18 protein-coding genes and 1 pseudogene are annotated in these 15,403 nt (G+C 72.3%); 8 read left to right on the forward strand and 11 right to left on the reverse strand.

The window, feature by feature from the left end:
* Positions 1–4 precede the first annotated feature (4 nt).
* Positions 5–1,324 (reverse strand): extracellular solute-binding protein, encoded by a 1,320-nt coding sequence (locus V2W30_RS22425; protein ID WP_338699109.1) that lies wholly within the window; start codon positions 1,322–1,324, stop codon positions 5–7.
* Positions 1,321–1,791 carry a hypothetical protein gene (locus tag V2W30_RS22430; RefSeq protein ID WP_338699110.1) on the reverse strand — a complete coding sequence of 157 codons (471 nt, stop codon included), beginning with the start codon at positions 1,789–1,791 and terminating at the stop codon, positions 1,321–1,323. The genes V2W30_RS22425 and V2W30_RS22430 overlap by 4 nt, the downstream gene beginning before the upstream one ends.
* A gap of 35 nt (positions 1,792–1,826) precedes the next feature.
* On the opposite strand from V2W30_RS22430, the gene V2W30_RS22435 reads away from it, so the two are divergent.
* Entirely contained in the window at positions 1,827–2,042 is a 216-nt protein-coding gene (locus V2W30_RS22435; RefSeq protein ID WP_338699111.1) for a hypothetical protein, read from the forward strand.
* 448 nt (positions 2,043–2,490) lie between these two features.
* On the opposite strand, the gene V2W30_RS22440 is transcribed toward V2W30_RS22435, so the two are convergent.
* The 5 genes from V2W30_RS22440 to V2W30_RS22460 all read right to left on the reverse strand — a co-directional run bounded on the left by V2W30_RS22440 (position 2,491) and on the right by V2W30_RS22460 (position 7,293).
* Positions 2,491–3,471 (reverse strand): tetratricopeptide repeat protein, encoded by a 981-nt coding sequence (locus V2W30_RS22440; protein ID WP_338699113.1) that lies wholly within the window; start codon positions 3,469–3,471, stop codon positions 2,491–2,493.
* Positions 3,447–4,805 carry a serine/threonine-protein kinase gene (locus V2W30_RS22445; RefSeq protein ID WP_338699115.1) on the reverse strand — a complete coding sequence of 453 codons (1,359 nt, stop codon included), beginning with the start codon at positions 4,803–4,805 and terminating at the stop codon, positions 3,447–3,449. Before V2W30_RS22445 ends, V2W30_RS22440 begins: the two co-directional genes overlap by 25 nt.
* Positions 4,806–4,938: 133 nt before the next feature.
* Positions 4,939–5,556: a bifunctional 4-hydroxy-2-oxoglutarate aldolase/2-dehydro-3-deoxy-phosphogluconate aldolase gene (locus V2W30_RS22450; protein ID WP_338699117.1), complete on the reverse strand. Its 618-nt coding sequence runs from the start codon at positions 5,554–5,556 to the stop codon at positions 4,939–4,941.
* Positions 5,557–5,606: 50 nt separating this feature from the next.
* On the reverse strand, positions 5,607–6,353 hold the full coding sequence (locus V2W30_RS22455) for an IclR family transcriptional regulator (protein WP_338699119.1): 747 nt from the start codon (positions 6,351–6,353) through the stop codon (positions 5,607–5,609).
* 4 nt (positions 6,354–6,357) lie between these two features.
* The gene (locus V2W30_RS22460) at positions 6,358–7,293 is read right to left on the reverse strand and encodes a sugar kinase (RefSeq protein ID WP_338699121.1); all 936 of its coding nucleotides are present in this window, start codon (positions 7,291–7,293) and stop codon (positions 6,358–6,360) included.
* A gap of 126 nt (positions 7,294–7,419) precedes the next feature.
* Here V2W30_RS22460 and V2W30_RS22465 point away from each other — a divergent pair, with 126 nt between their 5' ends.
* A complete protein-coding gene (locus V2W30_RS22465; RefSeq protein ID WP_338699123.1) occupies positions 7,420–8,001 on the forward strand; it encodes a GNAT family N-acetyltransferase in 582 nt (193 codons plus the stop codon).
* Positions 8,002–8,020: 19 nt separating this feature from the next.
* Here the strand turns inward: V2W30_RS22465 and V2W30_RS22470 are convergent, their stop codons facing one another.
* The gene (locus tag V2W30_RS22470; protein WP_338699125.1) at positions 8,021–8,359 is read right to left on the reverse strand and encodes a DoxX family protein; all 339 of its coding nucleotides are present in this window, start codon (positions 8,357–8,359) and stop codon (positions 8,021–8,023) included.
* A 285-nt stretch (positions 8,360–8,644) separates the two neighbouring features.
* Between V2W30_RS22470 and V2W30_RS22475 the strand changes: the two genes are divergently transcribed.
* Positions 8,645–9,721 carry a GNAT family N-acetyltransferase gene (locus V2W30_RS22475; protein ID WP_338699127.1) on the forward strand — a complete coding sequence of 359 codons (1,077 nt, stop codon included), beginning with the start codon at positions 8,645–8,647 and terminating at the stop codon, positions 9,719–9,721.
* A gap of 439 nt (positions 9,722–10,160) precedes the next feature.
* Here V2W30_RS22475 and V2W30_RS22480 read toward each other — a convergent pair whose 3' ends face one another.
* The 3 genes from V2W30_RS22480 to V2W30_RS22490 form a co-directional block, all read right to left on the reverse strand.
* Positions 10,161–11,456: a hypothetical protein gene (locus tag V2W30_RS22480; RefSeq protein ID WP_338699129.1), complete on the reverse strand. Its 1,296-nt coding sequence runs from the start codon at positions 11,454–11,456 to the stop codon at positions 10,161–10,163.
* A 38-nt stretch (positions 11,457–11,494) separates the two neighbouring features.
* Positions 11,495–11,695, reverse strand: a complete 201-nt coding sequence (locus V2W30_RS22485; RefSeq protein ID WP_338699131.1) for a hypothetical protein — start codon at positions 11,693–11,695, stop codon at positions 11,495–11,497.
* Between the two features lie 149 nt (positions 11,696–11,844).
* Entirely contained in the window at positions 11,845–12,363 is a 519-nt protein-coding gene (locus tag V2W30_RS22490) for a helix-turn-helix transcriptional regulator (RefSeq protein WP_338699133.1), read from the reverse strand.
* Between the two features lie 214 nt (positions 12,364–12,577).
* On the opposite strand from V2W30_RS22490, the pseudogene V2W30_RS41635 reads away from it, so the two are divergent.
* From V2W30_RS41635 to V2W30_RS22510, 5 genes and pseudogenes are all read left to right on the forward strand, one after another.
* Positions 12,578–12,754, forward strand: a pseudogene (locus tag V2W30_RS41635) (helix-turn-helix domain-containing protein); the annotation flags it as partial.
* Positions 12,755–12,784: 30 nt separating this feature from the next.
* Positions 12,785–13,015: a hypothetical protein gene (locus tag V2W30_RS22495; RefSeq protein ID WP_338699135.1), complete on the forward strand. Its 231-nt coding sequence runs from the start codon at positions 12,785–12,787 to the stop codon at positions 13,013–13,015.
* Positions 13,016–13,102: 87 nt separating this feature from the next.
* The gene (locus V2W30_RS22500; protein WP_338699137.1) at positions 13,103–13,528 is read left to right on the forward strand and encodes a hypothetical protein; all 426 of its coding nucleotides are present in this window, start codon (positions 13,103–13,105) and stop codon (positions 13,526–13,528) included.
* Positions 13,525–14,373, forward strand: coding sequence for a hypothetical protein (locus V2W30_RS22505; protein ID WP_338699140.1), 849 nt, complete (start codon positions 13,525–13,527; stop codon positions 14,371–14,373). Before V2W30_RS22500 ends, V2W30_RS22505 begins: the two co-directional genes overlap by 4 nt.
* Before the next feature lie 91 nt (positions 14,374–14,464).
* Positions 14,465–15,034: an HNH endonuclease signature motif containing protein gene (locus tag V2W30_RS22510; RefSeq protein WP_338699141.1), complete on the forward strand. Its 570-nt coding sequence runs from the start codon at positions 14,465–14,467 to the stop codon at positions 15,032–15,034.
* Positions 15,035–15,403: the final 369 nt, after the last annotated feature.

A 15,403-nucleotide genomic window follows, 5' to 3' on the forward strand; every position in this document is an offset into this window, starting at 1 on the left:
CGGCTCAGTCGCCGGCCGGGCCGGAGAGGTGGCAGATGTCCGTCGGCCGCCGCACGCCCCGAGGGGTGTCCGTCGCCGCGATCTGCGTCCGCACCGTCTCCAGCTGGGCCAGGATCGTGCGCAGCGTTGCGGCCGTCGGAGAGCGGAAGTACTCCAGGACCGCCCGGTAGAACGCGTCCCGCAGCACCGGCGGCATCACGTCCGACGCGTCGAAGCAGAGCGTGTCCGCGTCGTGCGTGAGGTAGGAGGCGATCTCCTGCGCCACCGGGTTGTCGTCGGGCTGCGGGTCCGTGGCGTCGGGGAAGAAGGGCCGCAGGTGCGGCTCGGCCGCCTTCGACCACTCCTGCCGCCCCTCCTCGCTGGTCAGCCGCCGCACCAGCTCCTGCGCGCCGGGGCTGTCCGTCAGGACCGCCGCCATGTCGCCGGACACCTCGAAGGCCTTCTTGTACGTGGGCGAACCCCCGAGGAAGCGGGCCGCGGGCTCCACGCGGATGTCGTCCCGGGGCGCGTACAGGTAGCGGACGAACGACGCCTGGTGCTCGTGCGTGCACCCGGGCTGCGAGCCGCCGAGCAGACCGCGCGCGTCCCCGTCCGGGTGGTCGGGGTCGGGCGTCCCCCAGAACGACATCGTCAGGGACGACTCGATGGCGCGCTGCGAGCGCTTGCCGCGCGCTTCGAGGAGGCCGGCCCACGTGGTGAACGCCCGCTTCACCGCGGGGGACCCGGCCCAGTCGAGGCGGCCCGTCGCCCACTGCGTGTACGTCGCCGGGCCCGCCTGGTGCAGCAGGATGTCCTCGACCCAGTCGGTGCCCGGCCAGCCCGACGTGGCCTGTGCCGCCATCCCCACGCACCAGGCGGGGTCGCCGCCCGGGGAGCCCGTCCTGCTCCACACCAGGCTCTTGAGGTCGACCTTGAGCGGCACCCAGTAGGTGCGGCGGCGCCCCTCCACCATGAGGGTGGGGGACCAGGGCGGGAAGGCGCGCTCGGCGGCCGCCTCGTCGAGGGGCTTGAGCTTGTTCTGCGCGGCGTACTCGGTGAGTTCGCCGATGCTGTTGAGGATGGCGACGTCCGGGGGCGCGTCGGCGGCGAGCTGGGCGACGAGCGTCTCGCGCAGCGAGCGGGTGCCCTGGTAGACGTACCGGTGCCCGGACCCCCGCGACAGCTGCCGCAGGACGGACGTGAACGCCTCGCCCTCCGCGCCGGTCCACGGGCCGAGCACCACGACCGGGGAGCCGCCGCCGGAGGAGCAGCCTCCGGTGAGCGCGCTGAGGGCCAGGAGGACAGCGGCCAGGGCGAGCCGGACGGGACCGCGCGGGCTCCTCACGCGCTCACCCCGCCGCCGCGGCCGACCAGCAGGTACTCCCGCCGGTACACGTGCAGCGCGCCGCCCGCCACGGCGCCGACCAGCACACCGAGGGGGGCCACCCAGCCGGCCAGGACGTCGATGCCGCCCAGCTCCCCGTCCCGTACGGCCTGTTCCATGCGGGCGGCCGCCGGGCGGATCGCCGCCGGATCGGGCTCCGCCAGCGGGTCCCGTTCGGCGCTGACCTCCACCTCGGGGGAGGAGTCGCGGGCCAGGACATCCGCGTACGGCACGGCGTCGTGCTGCGCGAGCTGGGCCCGTACGCCGTCGGCCGCGAGCCACGGCACCACGAGCAGCGGCAGCGCGGCGGCGAGCAGCGGCACGCTCAGCCTGATCCGCATTCGGCGGCGCAGGAAGAACACCGTGCGCCACAGCCCCACCGCGAGCAGGACGAAGCAGCACGCGGCGACCGCTCCGGCGGCGATCACCCGGGGCCGAGGGCGGCGCGTGCGGCGAGGCGGCCGTGCAGATCGCGTTCGAGGGCGGTGATGCGGTCGACGACCGTGGTCGCGTCGGCGGGTTCGGCGGCGGGGCGGCAGCGCGGGTAGGGGCGTCCCGGTCGACGGCCGTCTCGCCGGTCGCGTCGGGGCAGAGCATGCTCGCCGCGTACGCGAGTCCGGCGCGGCGCAGCGCCGGGTCGCCGACGTTGGTCCTGGCCCAGGCGATCCACTCCTCGTAGCCGTCGATGAGTCCGGAGACGACGTCGAGCTCCTGGCGCTGGGCCTCGCCGAAGGCGCCGCCGCGCGAGAGCCGGGCGATGTCCTGGGCCGCGGCGCCGGTGCGGGCGGCGTAGCGCGGCCCGAGGCCGGAGAGTTCGACGGCGCTGCCCGCGTCCAGGCCGACCTCGGCCTCGCGCTGGGCGATCCGCAGCGACGTCCGCGCGTCGGCCAGATCGCCGAGCGCCGGGGCGAGTTGGGTGCGGATGTACGTCGAGTCGGCGCGGACCTCCGCGTACGCCCAGCCGAGCGCGGCGAAGCCGACGAGCGCGAGCAGGGGCAGGGCGACGAGACGGTCGCGCAGGTAGGTGCGGTTGCGGGGCGCGCTGTGGGCGCGGGCGGGTGGCGGCCACAGCAGGCGGCGCAGGGGCGGGGCCCAGCGGGGGACGGGGCGGCGCAGCCGGGGCCGCCTCACACGCCTCGCCTCAGCAGGGGGTGCAGCAGGGCGGGCAGCGGGCGCCGGTCCCTGTGGTGCCGCAGCGCCATCGGGCGGACCAAGTAGGCGCGGTCCAGGAGGCGTTCGGCGATCTCGTCGGCGTGCGGCAGATCCTCGGAGCGGGCCGCCTGACGGGCCAGCATCAGATAGAACCCGGAGAGATGCGTGCCCAACTCACGCCCCTGAGAGGGAAATTCGAGGCGTCCTCCGGCGTCGCGCGCCTCGTCGTCGCGGGCCGCGGTGGCCCGGGACAGGTGGGCGAGGCCCGCCGCGTCGACGGTGCCCGCCACCACCAGGCGCTGCGCCGCCTCCCACACCTCGGCCTTCATCCGGACGCGGGCCTGCTCGTCGGTGAGCCCGTGCTCGTTGAAGAGCCGGCCGAGCCGCACCAGCGCCTCCTCCAGGGTGTCGGTGCCGTCCACGTGCTCGACGGCGATCCGCACCGTCGCGGTCCGCGCGGCCGTGCGGTGCCGGGAGTGCTGCGGCACCGCGTCCAGGGCGTCGATGGCGGCGGCGCGGGCGCCCGCGCCGCCGAGCGCGAGACGGGTGCGGGCGGCGCCGAACGCCGCGCTGCCGAGCGACGGATTGCGCAGTCGTACCGCCTCGTAGAAGGTGAGCGCCTCGTGCCAGTGCCCGAGGGCCGCCTCGCCGCCGGACCGGCGTTCCGCCCGGTGGCCGAGGTGCTCGGCGCAGTAGCCGAGGGCGAGCTTGGGCGCGTACTCGCCGGGGATCGCGCCGTAGACCTGGTCGAAGTGGTCGCGTGCCGAGACGACGTCGTCGCGGGCGAGCGCGAGGAGGCCCTGGTGCCAGTCGACGCGCCAGTCGTGCCGCGAGCGCTCGCGGCCGATGGCGTCGACGGCGCCGCGCAGCTCCTCCTCGGCGAGCTTCAGGTCGGCGTCGTCCGGATCGGTGCGCAGCGCGACACGCAGCCTCAACCGGCAGCGCAGCAGGTGCACTTCGGGGAGTCGCGCCAGTCGGCGGTGTTCTGGAGGAGCGCCGCCGGGTCGGCGTCGGCGAGCCGGCTGAGCGCGGCGTGGTGGGCGTCGTCCGGGTCGGGGCGCGGCACCGGGAGCCGGGCGGCGGCGTCGGCGGGGGCCGGCGGTTCGTGCAGCGGCCCCGGCGGGGTCTCGCCGGCCGGCGTGGCCCAGCGCGGCAGGGCGGGCGCGGTGCCGAGTCCGGCGTCGAGCGCGTACGGGGACTGGAGGAACAGCGGCGACGGCTCGAACGTCTCGTCCCGGGTGCGCAGCGAACGTAACTCCCGCCACACGCCGCGCAGTTGGTCGTCCATCTCGCGGGCGTCGGCGAACCGGTCGGCCGGTGTCGAGCGGGTGGCGCGGCGCAGTACCCGGGCCAGCGAGACCAGGCCGAGGCCGGACGGGGCGGGTGTCGTCGTCAGGAGGGCGGCCCGCGCCGCGAGGGTGTCGCCCTCGCGCAGCCGGCCGAGCGCGCCGAGCGCGGCGAGGTCGCGGTGGTTCTCGCCGAGCCCGCACAGGGTCCGCAGGGTCTCGCCGAGCCCGAACAGGTCGTCCTGCGGTTGGCCGGCGCCCGCCACCTCGGGCGGCGTGAGCGGCACGTTCGGCGCGCGGAACCCGTACGTCGTCAGGCCGGGGGCGCCCGCGGGCCGGATGGAGCCGACGTCGACGACCTTGATCGCGGAGACGTCGTGCATCACGTTCTGCGGCTTCAGATCGCCGTAGACGAGGACTCCGGAGCCCGGCGGTCGTACGTGCAGATGCTCCAGGGCCGACAGGATCCGGATCCCGTACGCGAGGACGAACTCGTGGAACCGGGCGCCGCCGAACCGCTCCGGATCGGTCCGGGCGAGGGCCCGCACCTCGTCCAGGTTGAGCCCGTCGACGTAGGGCAGGACGAGGAAGTCGCCCACCCGCTCGTGGGTGCCGTAGTTGAAGACGGGGATGATGCCCTCGTGGTTGAGGTCGGCGAACGCCTGCCGTTCCTCGCGCAGCGCCCGCTCGGCGAAGGCGGCCTGGCCGGGCCGCAGCGTCTTGACGGCGACCTCCCGCTCGTCGACCTTCTCGTCGCGCGCGAGATACACGTCGCCCATCCCGCCGAGTCCGAGCCGCCGGACGACCCGGTACTGTCCGGCGAGCAGCTCTCCGGCCACGAGTCCCGGCATTCCGTCGTCCTCGCCGGTGTCCACCGACTGGCGCGGCCTGACCTCGGGGAGCGCCGTGACGTCGGGCCCTTCCTCGGGCAGGACGACATCGGCGTCACGCGGCACGCCCGATGGCGACATGACGATCAGTGGCCCCGAGGAGTCCCCCTCCATGGCGATCCAGGATAGGCGCGTGGACCCTCAAGTGCCCCCGTGCGCACGGTGAGGATTCGGCATCGAAAGCGGAACGGCGGGCGATGCCCGGACGGCGGCGGCCGGATCCCGGAGGTGTTCAGGCTGCCGGGGGCTACCGCCTCAACAGATCTGCCAGCAGCGGGAGTTGGTCGGGGTCCTCCAGTGCCGAGCCCACGGCGACGACCCTGGCCCCGGCGTCGAGGTAGGCCCCGGCGTTCTCCGCGTCGATGCCTCCCGTCGCGACGAACGGCACCTCCGGGAACGGCCCCCGCATGGCCCGGAACCACCCGGTCCCCAGCACGCTCGCCGGGAACGCCTTCAGCCAGTCGAGGCCGAGGCCCCGCGCGGCCTGCACCTCCGTGGGCGTGGCGACCCCGGGCAGATGCGGCAGTCCGGCCGCGACGCTGTCCCGCGCCACCTCCGTGTCGAGCCCCGGGGCCACGGTGAACGCCGCCCCCGCAGACACCGCCCACCCGAGGCGCCGCGCCGACGTCACGGTGCCCGCGCCGACCGGCTTCCCGCGCTCGGCCCCCGCGGCGACGACGGCCCGCAGCACCCGGGCGGCCTCCTCGTCCTGTACGGGAACCTCGACGCACTCCACACCCACGTCCCATGCCCGCACGGCGAGTTCGACGGACTTCTCCTCGCTCATGCCGCGCAGGATGGCCATGACGGGCACGGCGCCGAACAACTCGTCGAAGGTGCGGCTCACGGGGCTCGTGGGGCTCATAGGGCTAGTGGGGCTAGTGGGGCTCGTGGGGCTAGTGGGGCTCGTGGGTATCAGGGACGCCATCCCAGCTCCTTGGAGATCGTCGCGGCGGTGGACAGCAGATCCGGCAGCACGTCCGCCTCAAGGGCGGCCAGGTCGGCCCTCGCCTTGAGCGCGGTTACGGACACGGCCGCGACCACGTCCCCGCCGCTGTCCCGTACGGGGACGGCGAGGCAGTTCACGTAGTCCTCGTACTCGCCGTCGTCGACGGCGAAGCCGCGCGCCCGCGTCTCGTCGAGGACCGTCCCGAAGCGGTCGGGGGACGTGATCGTCGTGGCGGTGTACGCCTTGAAGTCGCAGGTGGCGAGCAGTTCGGCGGCCTGTGCGCGCGGGATGTGGGCGAGGATCGCCTTGGCGACGGCGGCCGTGTGCGGCCGTACGGGCCGGCCGATCTGCGCGTACAGCCGCACGCCGTCCACCGGGTCGATCTTGTCGACGTACAGGATCTGTCCGCCTTCGAGCGCGGCGAGGTGCACGGTGTGCCCGCAGCGTTCGCCGAGCGCGCGCAGCCGTTCCTGGGCGATGTCCTTCAATCCGAACTGTTCCAGGGCGAGTTGGGCGAGACCGGCGAGCCGGTGCCCGACCGCGTACCGCCCGTCGGGCAGCCGCCGCGCGAGCCCGCCGTCGGTCAGCGACTCCAGGATGCGCAGCGCGGTCGACCGGTGCACCCCCAGGTGTTCGCCGACCTCGGTCTGGGTGCGGGGCTTGCGGGCGACGAACTCAAGGATGTCGATGGCCCGCCGGACTGTCTGTGACACGACGTCAGACGCCTTTCGCGTGAGCGGAGTTCATGGGATCGACGGGCACGTAGTCCTCGACGCTGCGCAGGGTCCGCCCGGCGAGCAGGTGCCCGAGAGCGAGACGTTCACGCGGGGCCGCGCCGTTCAGGAGTCCGCTCAGATATCCGGCGGCGAAGGCGTCCCCCGCGCCGACCGGTTCGACGACGTCGACGGCGGGCGCGGCCACGAACTCCACGGCTCCGCCGTCGAACTCGGTGGCGCCGACGGCCCCGTCCTTGACGACGAGGACCCCGCGCGGGGCGATCACCTCGCGCAGCGCGTCGGCGGTGGCGGCGCCCCACAGGGCCTCGCCCTCGTCCCGCCCGACGAGGACGACGTCGGCGCGCCGGGCGAGGCCGAGCAGCGTGTCGGCGGCGACAACCGGTGAACTCCACAGCGCGGGGCGGTGGTTGACGTCGAACGACACGAGGGATCCGGCGTCAGCGGCCCGCTCCATGACCCGGTCCACGAGCGCGGCGCACCCGTCCGACAGGGCCGGGGTGATGCCGGTCAGGTGCAGCAGGCGGACGCCCTCGGGCCCGAAGGGGATGGCGTCGGCGTCGGCGGGCGTCATCCGGGAGGCCGCGGAACCGCGCCGGTAGTAGTGCACGCGGGTGCCGTCGGGTCCCGGGTCCTTGAAGTAGACGCCGGTGGGGGCGCCGGGATCGCTCCGTACGCCGCCGACGTCCACGCCGCGCGCGGCGACCGAGGCCACGATCCGCCGTCCGAACGGGTCGTCGCCGACCCGGCTGACCCAGGCGGCCCGGTGTCCGAGATCGGCGAGGTACTGCGCGACGGTCGACTCGGCGCCCGCGACGGCGAGGCGTATCTCCCGGCTGTGCTCCAGGCCGCGCCCGTCGGCCGGGGCGGCCTGGGCCATGGTCTCGCCGAGGCAGACCACGTCAGGGGTCGGTCGCATGCTGTCGGTTCCTCTCGGCCGGGCTCACGACCGACGCTAGCAGGGCCTCCGCAACGAGCGTGCACATGCTGCAACAGCCCGAAAACGCGGGTGCGACCCCTCCGCGATCCGGAAAGAATGCCGGGCATGCCGACAGAGCTGAAGCCGACGATCCCGCCGGGCACCCTGGCCGCGACGCCCCAGCCGACCCTGACCACGGCCGACGGCGAACTACAGCTGAGACCTGCCGAGTCGAGCGACGCGCAGGCGATCTACGAGGCCTTCCAGGATCCGGCGCTGCGCTTCTGGCACGCGCGGACCATGGAATCGCCGCAGGAGGCGCGCACCTGGATCGAGGGGACGCACGAGGACTGGCGGAGCGAGCGGGCCGCGCAGTGGATCGTGGCGCGGGCGGGCGACGGGGCCCCGCTCGGCCGCATGGCCCTGCGCACCATGGACCTCCTGGAGGGCCTCGCCGAGATCGGCTACTGGGTGCTGCCCGCCGCCCGCGGCCGGGCCGTCGCCCCCAGGGCCCTGGCCACGGTGACCGACTGGGCCCTGGCGGCCGGCTTCCACCGCGTCGAATTGCTGCACTCGACGCGGAACGAGCCGTCGTGCCGGGTGGCGGAGAAGACCGGCTACCCACTGGAGGGGACGCGTCGCAGCTCGGCGCTGCACACCGACGGCTGGCACGACATGCACGTCCACGTCCGCCTCCAGAATCCGTAGCCGCCGCCCGTGCTCAAGGTCACGCGAGGAGGAGAGCGGCGACGACCGGGGCGGCGTAGATCAGCGGGAACGGCACGTGCGCGAACCAGCGGGCCCGTACGACGGTGATCACGGCCCCGGCGAAGTACAGGACGAGCCCGATCCCGGCGGCGACGCCGATCGCCGGGACGGCGAGTCCGACGAGCAGACCCACGGCGCCCGCCGCCTTCACGGTGCCGAGGAACGGCAGCCACGAGGCGGGGATGCCGTAGTCGGCGATGGGCCGCACGACCCAGGGGGCGCGCAGGAAGACGGAGGCGGCGGAGAAACCGGCCATGACGGCGGCGAACACGGTGACGACGACGTAGGCGACAGACATGAAAACCCTCCGGGGTTCTTCCCGATCGCTGGTGCTTCGCTGCGCGGAATCGGTCCGCTGCCTGACTGACCCGCGCCGCGCGGGGAACGTGACAGCTCGGTGAGAGGAATGTCCGCGACCCGCACGCGGTCCGGGCCACGTACCGAACCTGCGACGACTGCTCGAAGGACTCTTGACAGCGTGCGTACTGTTTCGCGACCTTTGAGCCCCGTGGGGGAATAGGGGGGTCCATGTACGCAAGGCGGACAGATCAACGCACCCTGGCCGAGGGGCGGTTGGTCTGAAGTGAAGATCACGACCCATAGACCCGAGGAGCTGAGCAAGGCGCTCCTCGGGGCGTGGCACGAGACCATGGAAGGGTCGCCTGACTACCAGAACCCCTTCCTGTCACCGGAGTTCGCGATCGGGGTCGGCCAACACCGGGGCGGCGCGCAGGTGGCGGTGCTGCGCGAGGGGAGCGAACCGGTCGGCTTCTTCCCGTACGAGCGGGGCCCGTTGGGGGTGGGCCGGGCCATCGGCCTGGGCCTGTCCGACTGCCAGGCGCTGGTGCACCGGCCCGGCGTCACCTGGGACACCGGGGCGCTGCTGCGGGCGTGCGGCCTCGCGGTCTTCGAGTTCGACCACCTGGTCGAGGAGCAGAAGCCGTTCAGCCGTTATGTCACGGGGACGTTCGCCTCGCCGGTCCTCGATCTGAAGGACGGCGGCCATGACTCGTACGAGGAGTGGCTGCGGGCGTCGTACCCCGGCCAGGCCAAGACGATGCTGAAGAAGGAGCGGCGCCTGACCCGCAACGTGGGGGAGATGCGCTTCGTCTACGACGAGCGCGACCCCCAGGTGCTGCGCCGGCTCATGCGCTGGAAGTCGGCCCAGTACCGGCGCACGGGCCGGATGGACCGCTTCGCCCGCCCGTGGATCGTCGACCTGACCGAGCACCTCTTCCGGACCCGCGAGGACCACCTCACCGGTGTCCTCTCGGTCGTCTACGCGGGCGACCGCCCGGTGGCGGCCCACTTCGGGCCGACGTCCCGCACGGTCTTCGCGGCCTGGTTCACGGCGTACGACCCGGAGTTCGGCTACTACTCGCCGGGCCTGATGATGCATCTGCGGATGGCCGAGGCGGCGGGCCGGCACGGGATCAGGGTGATGGACTGGGGCCGCGGCGAGAAGGAGTACAAGGACTGGCTGAAGACCCGCGAACTGCGCGTGGCGGAGGGCTTCGCGTCCCGCCCCCACCCGATGGCGGCGGCCCACCGCCTGTGGCGCCGCCCGGTCCGGGGCCTGCGCAACACGGTCCTGGCCCACCCGGAACTGCGCGACCGTGCGGACCGCCTGCTGAAGACGGTGGGGGCGCTGCGCGGGTGAGGCCGGTGCGTCCACCGACTCCTGCCCGAGCCCGCGCCGCACGCGCGAGCACGGTCGAGAAGGCGGGCGCCCCACTGACGGACGACCACGGCCACTGAGCCGACGTCCGCCGATCGCGCGAGAAGGGTCCCTCGGTATGCCGTCCGAGGGGCCCTTTCCCGCTGCCCGCTGCCCGCTGCCCGCTCCGAGCCCCCGCCCGTGCCGCGCCGGACCGCCCGGGTGGGGCACCTCCGGCTCCGGGCAGGGGCGCCTGCGGGCGAGGCCGCGCGCACGCGGAAGGGCCGGACCCGGGGATCACGCCCCTGGTCCGGCCCTTCGTGCTGTGCCCCGGCAGGATTCGAACCTGCGACACCAGCTTTAGGAGAACCGCTTTTCGCGCTGACATCTGTGCAGATGGGGGCGGCAATGGCTCGCCCAATGGAGATCATTTAGGAGCGATTTAGGAGATCAACTCTTCGGGGTGCTTCACCAGGTCGACCCGGCCCCACAAGGCTTTCAGCCCCACGTTCTCCAACGCCTCCCAGAATACGGCTTCCAGCCCCTCAAGGCGCGCGGCTCGCATCGCGGGCGTCGGCCGCTGATAGTGCGCCTTGATCCCGGGCCGCTTGTGGCCGGCCGCCTCGAACGCCAGCGGCTCCTTCACGCCGAGCTCCGACTGGAGCGTGTCGTGCAGGGCGCGCAGCGACCGCATGTCGAGGCCCTCACAGATCGGCTCCCACGCCGCACGCGCCGCGACGCCCTGGCGCGCCGACCGCTCGTCCCGCCCGTCGCACACGGGCCGGAACATCTTGGACCAGTTCCCGCGGCGCCACGGCTTGCCGCTGTCCGTCGCGAACAGCCGCTCGTGCGGCCAGTCCTGCAAATGCCAGTCGAGCAGGCGCCCCAGGAACGGCGGCACGTCGATGTCGCGGGTCCGCCACTCGTTCTTCGTCGGCTCAAGTCGCACGACGTACCCCTGCTTCGTGCCGTTCTCGTCGCGCAGCTGGTACTCGGCGAACTCTTCGACCACGCGCAGCACTCGGCAGGCGAACTCACCCGCCCCCCACTGCTGGCGCCGCCACAGCAGCGCGTTGTCCCGGTGCACTGCGAGCCCCTCACCCCAGTTCATCCCGGTGAAGGCTGTCGTGAGGACGTGGATGCCGCGGGCGGGCCCGAGCCGCTCCGCGATGCGGATCACGTCCTCGGGGCGCACGCCCCCATCTCGTTTGATCTTTGGCGGTTTCGGCCGGGCCGCGTCGCCGGACGTGTCCTTGGTGCGGCGCCGGCCAAAGAGCGGGTTCACGGTGAGGTACCCGGCGTCGACGGCCCCGGTCATGATGGTCGACATCAGCGAGACGCAGTGGCCGCGGCTCACGTCCTCGACGTCCATTGTCTGCTGCCAGCTGTCGACGTCGAACCAGGTGATCGCGCCCAGCGGCACGTCCTTCCACCGGGGCAGGATGCGCAGTTCGAGCTTGTCCCACCGGGTGGCGGTGGTCTGCCCGCGCTTGCGCCGCGACGCCATGAAGATGGATGCGAACTCGCCGAACGTGGCGGCCCGCTTCTCAGGGTCGATCCAGGCGCCGACCTTGATGAGACGCTCCTGCTCGGCTCCCCACTCCACGGCCAGCGTTTTGGTGGCGAACCCGGGCTCGGTGCCCTTGCTTCCGTCGGGCTTCTTGTAGCAGGCCCGCCACGTGAACTGCTTGGTGGTCCTGCCGTTGCGGACCTTGTAGACCTTCTCTGCGTACGCCATCGCGTCGCCCCCTGAACTTCCCCGCTGCTTCTGTGGGATCAGACCGTCATGGCGTGCGCCGCGCAGGTGCGCGCGGTGCTCAGGCTGAGGTCCGGATCGACCTCGGCGAGTGCTTCGTTGACGGCCTGGGCGCCGTTCCTCGTCAGCGCGCCGCGGTTGCACAGCGACGTGTGAACGTAGACGGCGGGATGTTCGGGGGTGTGCTCGCGGTCGACCCACACGAGGATCTTGCGGGGCATCGCCACCACAGAGATCAGACGCACACAGAATTGAACGCGCACCACAGCACCACCCCTGTCCGATGGTGGCCCCCTGGTCAGCGTCTGGTCATAGTTCCACACTTTCGGGTCAGTTGTGATCCCTTTGGAGTACAGGGACGCGCGGCCTGTTATGAGCCACCAGAGCTCTCGGAAGTACCGGTGTCGTCCCCAGATTCGAGTCGCGCGCGCGACCGCTGCCAGGCCCGGAGTTCCTCGATCAGCTCGTCCGCCGTCACCCCGGGATCACCCTTCACGACGATGATTGCTCTGCCCTTGTCGCCGACCTTGAGCACGGCCGTGTCGAGCAGCTCTCCCTCGTCGCCAAGCTCGTGAACGATTCGGAGCGGCAGGCGCCGTCCGTCGATGTCGGTGTCGGCCGGCCTCTCGTCGGCCGGGGCGGGTGCTGCCGCTGCGCGGCTGACGTCTCCACCGGCGAGGACGGAGTCCACCGAATCTGGTGACCAGCCCAGCAAGGTTGCGTACGCGCGGATGGTCCGCGTCGGCTTCGTGTACTTGTGCCCGCGCTCGATGTCCTGGATCGAGGTCAGAGCGGCGCCCAGGGCGGCGGCGACATCCTTCTGCTTCAAGCTCTGGCGCTCCCGGTCGGTGCGGAAGGCGTTGCCGAGGCGTACCCAGTCACGGTCCATGGTTCACCATCATGCCTCATATCTGAGACTGACGGAACGGCGGATCTGAGCCTTTGACCTGCGCATTAGTGGCGCTTTCTGTTTGCGCCGAGCGCCTCATGCGCCCCGCATATGCACTTTGGCGCCCCCTCTTGAGACAGCTGAGGCCTCAGAATCTGAGGCTCTGCACTCAAAGTGCTTGACTATGTACTCAGATTGCACCTAGATTCTGAGTGTGAGACCGAACGGAACCCGCATCCGGGAACTCAGAAATAAGCGTTCTCTGAGTCTTCGCGCACTCGAATCCCTCGCCGGAGTCAACCGCAGTTACCTGCTGCGGCTGGAAAACGGGGAGGTCAGGCGCCCTGATCCGGCCCGCCTCCGAGCGGTCGCCCTCGCCCTCGGTGTCGAGATTGACGCCATCACCCACCAAGGAGACGACGTGCCCACGAAGGACACGACGCGCGCCATGGACGCGACCGGCCTGCGCCGCTGGACGCCGCAGCAGGTAGTCGACCTGCAGCTCCTGCCGTACGCCAGCGTGCGGACGCTCAAGGCGAAGTGCCACCGCCGCGAGATCTGGCACCACCGGGACAACAACCGGATCACGTTCACCGCCGAGGACATCCGGCGGAACACCGAGGCCGGCCAGGTCGCGCCCGTCGCCGCCTGAGCGCGGCCCCCAGAAACGCCGATGGCCGCCCGCGACTTTCCCGGCCCGAGCGACCACGACCGGCAACCCCACCAGAGAGAGGTCACCGTGACCGACATCATCGCAGACCAGCGCAGCGAGTTCATCGCCGGACTTCGCGCGCTCGCCGACTTCCTCGAGCAGACGCCCAGCGTTAGGTGCAGCAGCACCGAGACCTTGTTGCTGAACCTGCGCACGACGTCCGCGGTTGAGGAGTTCGCCCGCCAGCTCGAGCTGCCCGTGCGGTACGACGACGAGGGCAACGCGACCAGCATCCTCCGCTTCGGCCCGATCGCGTACGAGGCGTTCGGCTACGTCGACTTCGACCAGCACCTGGCCGTCAAGAGCGAGCGCGACGCGCGCCGGTGGGCCGAGCAGCACGGCTTGGAGATGCGGCCCGCCGCCGAGAAGCTGGCCGAGTTCCGGCCCGTGGTCCCGCTCAGCAAGGCGCCCGTTGCGCAGGCGCCGGCCGGTGCTGCGGCGGTGACCGCGTGAGCGCCCCGCTGGTGGTGAACACCACCGACGGCACGTGCTGGACGCGACGCACCGCGACTCGGGGCGGCCTGGCCCTGTACGCGATGGCCGACGTGAAGACCTGCCCCGACGCCGTGATGGCGACGTACGACGAGCTGGCCGAGCACGGCATCTCTGGCACGGCGGACGTGCTGCCGATGCCGGTCGGCTCGCGGCGCTGCGAGATTGACCGCCTGGCCGACGACTTGGCGGGGGCGAACCTCTCCCTGTGGGAGGAGGAGCAGGACCACGCCCGTACGCGGCTCGCGTGGCAGTCGGCTCGTCGCCGAGCTGCTCGGCGCCAGCCCCACGAGCGCGAGGGACTGATCTTCCACCTGGAGCGGGAGAACCGTCGACTGCACGCGTTCGTCCGCGTCGCCAACCACGCGGCGCAGGTGAGCCACGGCAGTTGGGAGAAGACGAGCACCGAGGTCGCGTCGCTGCGCGAGGAGAACGCCCGGCTGCGGGCTCGGGTCGCCGAGCTGGAGGCGGGGCTGCCCGCCATGCAGCAGGCCTTGTTCCGGGCGCTCGACCGCGTCACGGAGCTGGAGGCCGCGCCGACCACGGTGTACCGCGCGGAGCACCCGGACTCCGGGATCACCCTCGGCCACTACGGCACGGCGGTCGCCGCCCGCGCGCACTGCGAGGACATGGAACGTCGCTCTTGGCCGACGGGGACGAACCTCGCCTTCGACTGGATCGAGGACGACGAGGACCGAGTCGCCGAGCTGGTGGTCACCGCGGGCCAGAACGAGGAGTCGACCACCGGCTACATCGTCACCGCGCTGGAGCTGGCCTCCGAGTACGACGAGGAGGCCGACGAGTGATCACGAACGTGTTCCTCATCATCGTCACCGCCATGGCTCTGTACGCCCTCGGCTCCGTCGCGGTGTGCCGCCTGACCAAAGGGGGCTCCCGATGATCAGCACCGAGACCAGGCGCGGCTACCTGCTCGCCGACTCGCCGTGGCCGACGGCCGGCCGGAACACCGTCCGCAAGGACTTGAAGGCGCTCGCCGCCGACGGGTTCCTGCACGGGTGCGACCGCAGCGGCCGCCGTACGTACCTCGTCGACCGGTTCTGGGCCAAGGTCCAGATCGGCACGGCCGACGAGTGCTGGCCGTGGACCGCAGCCGTCAACCCCAAGACCAGGTACGGGCAGTTCCGCGTCGGCGCCACGATCCGCGGAGCGCACACCATCGCTGTCGTGTACCGGCACGGGCCCGTCCCCGTCGGGCACGTCGTCGACCACTTGTGCCGCACCCGGACGTGCGTCAACCCGCACCACCTCGACGTCGTGACGATCGCCGAGAACACACGTCGCGGCATGGCGCCCACGGCTGTTGCCGCCCGCGAGAACCGGTGCACGAACGGCCACGAGTTCACGCCCGAGAACACGATCGCCAAGGGCGACGGACACCGGCGCTGCCGCCAGTGCTTCAACGCCTCGCAGCGCGCCCGGTACGCGGCGAAGGCGGTGGCGGCGTAGTGCAGCACCTCGAGCGCCGCCGACTCCGCGACGCGTTGGCCGCCTCGGCTTTGTAGCCGCACCGCACACGGCCCCGGGGCGGGGTGACCACACGCACCCCCGCCCTGGGACGACCACCCCATAGAGAGAAGCCGAGAGTTGAGCACAGAGGAGCAGGGGTCGGCGGGCGGCAGCGTCCCGAACTCGTTCGGGAACGCGCTCGCGTGGAAGTGGGTGCGCACCATGCCCGCTTCTCTGCGCCGAGGCGGGTTCCTGACCCTGCTCTACGCCCTGCGTGCCATGGCCAACGCATCGGGCGAGTTGCGGTTCCACGGGGACCGGAAGCCCATCCGCATCAAGGACTTGGCCGCTGCTGCCGGGGCCGACGAG

It is taken from the genome of Streptomyces sp. Q6 (assembly GCF_036967205.1).
In the GTDB taxonomy this organism is placed as follows: Bacteria; Actinomycetota; Actinomycetes; order Streptomycetales; family Streptomycetaceae; genus Streptomyces; species Streptomyces citrinus.

What these genes read in the sequence shown, in the direction of transcription:
- V2W30_RS22490 (WP_338699133.1), bottom strand. Translation starts at nt 12,363, where the DNA reads ATGGACCGTGACTGGGTACGCCTCGGCAACGCCTTCCGCACCGACCGG.
- V2W30_RS22470 (WP_338699125.1), bottom strand. Translation starts at nt 8,359, where the DNA reads ATGTCTGTCGCCTACGTCGTCGTCACCGTGTTCGCCGCCGTCATGGCC.
- V2W30_RS22450 (WP_338699117.1), bottom strand. Translation starts at nt 5,556, where the DNA reads ATGAGCCCCACGAGCCCCGTGAGCCGCACCTTCGACGAGTTGTTCGGC.
- V2W30_RS22465 (WP_338699123.1), top strand. Translation starts at nt 7,420, where the DNA reads ATGCCGACAGAGCTGAAGCCGACGATCCCGCCGGGCACCCTGGCCGCG.
- V2W30_RS22510 (WP_338699141.1), top strand. Translation starts at nt 14,465, where the DNA reads ATGATCAGCACCGAGACCAGGCGCGGCTACCTGCTCGCCGACTCGCCG.
- V2W30_RS22480 (WP_338699129.1), bottom strand. Translation starts at nt 11,456, where the DNA reads ATGGCGTACGCAGAGAAGGTCTACAAGGTCCGCAACGGCAGGACCACC.
- V2W30_RS22485 (WP_338699131.1), bottom strand. Translation starts at nt 11,695, where the DNA reads ATGCCCCGCAAGATCCTCGTGTGGGTCGACCGCGAGCACACCCCCGAA.
- V2W30_RS22445 (WP_338699115.1), bottom strand. Translation starts at nt 4,805, where the DNA reads ATGGAGGGGGACTCCTCGGGGCCACTGATCGTCATGTCGCCATCGGGC.
- V2W30_RS22460 (WP_338699121.1), bottom strand. Translation starts at nt 7,293, where the DNA reads ATGCGACCGACCCCTGACGTGGTCTGCCTCGGCGAGACCATGGCCCAG.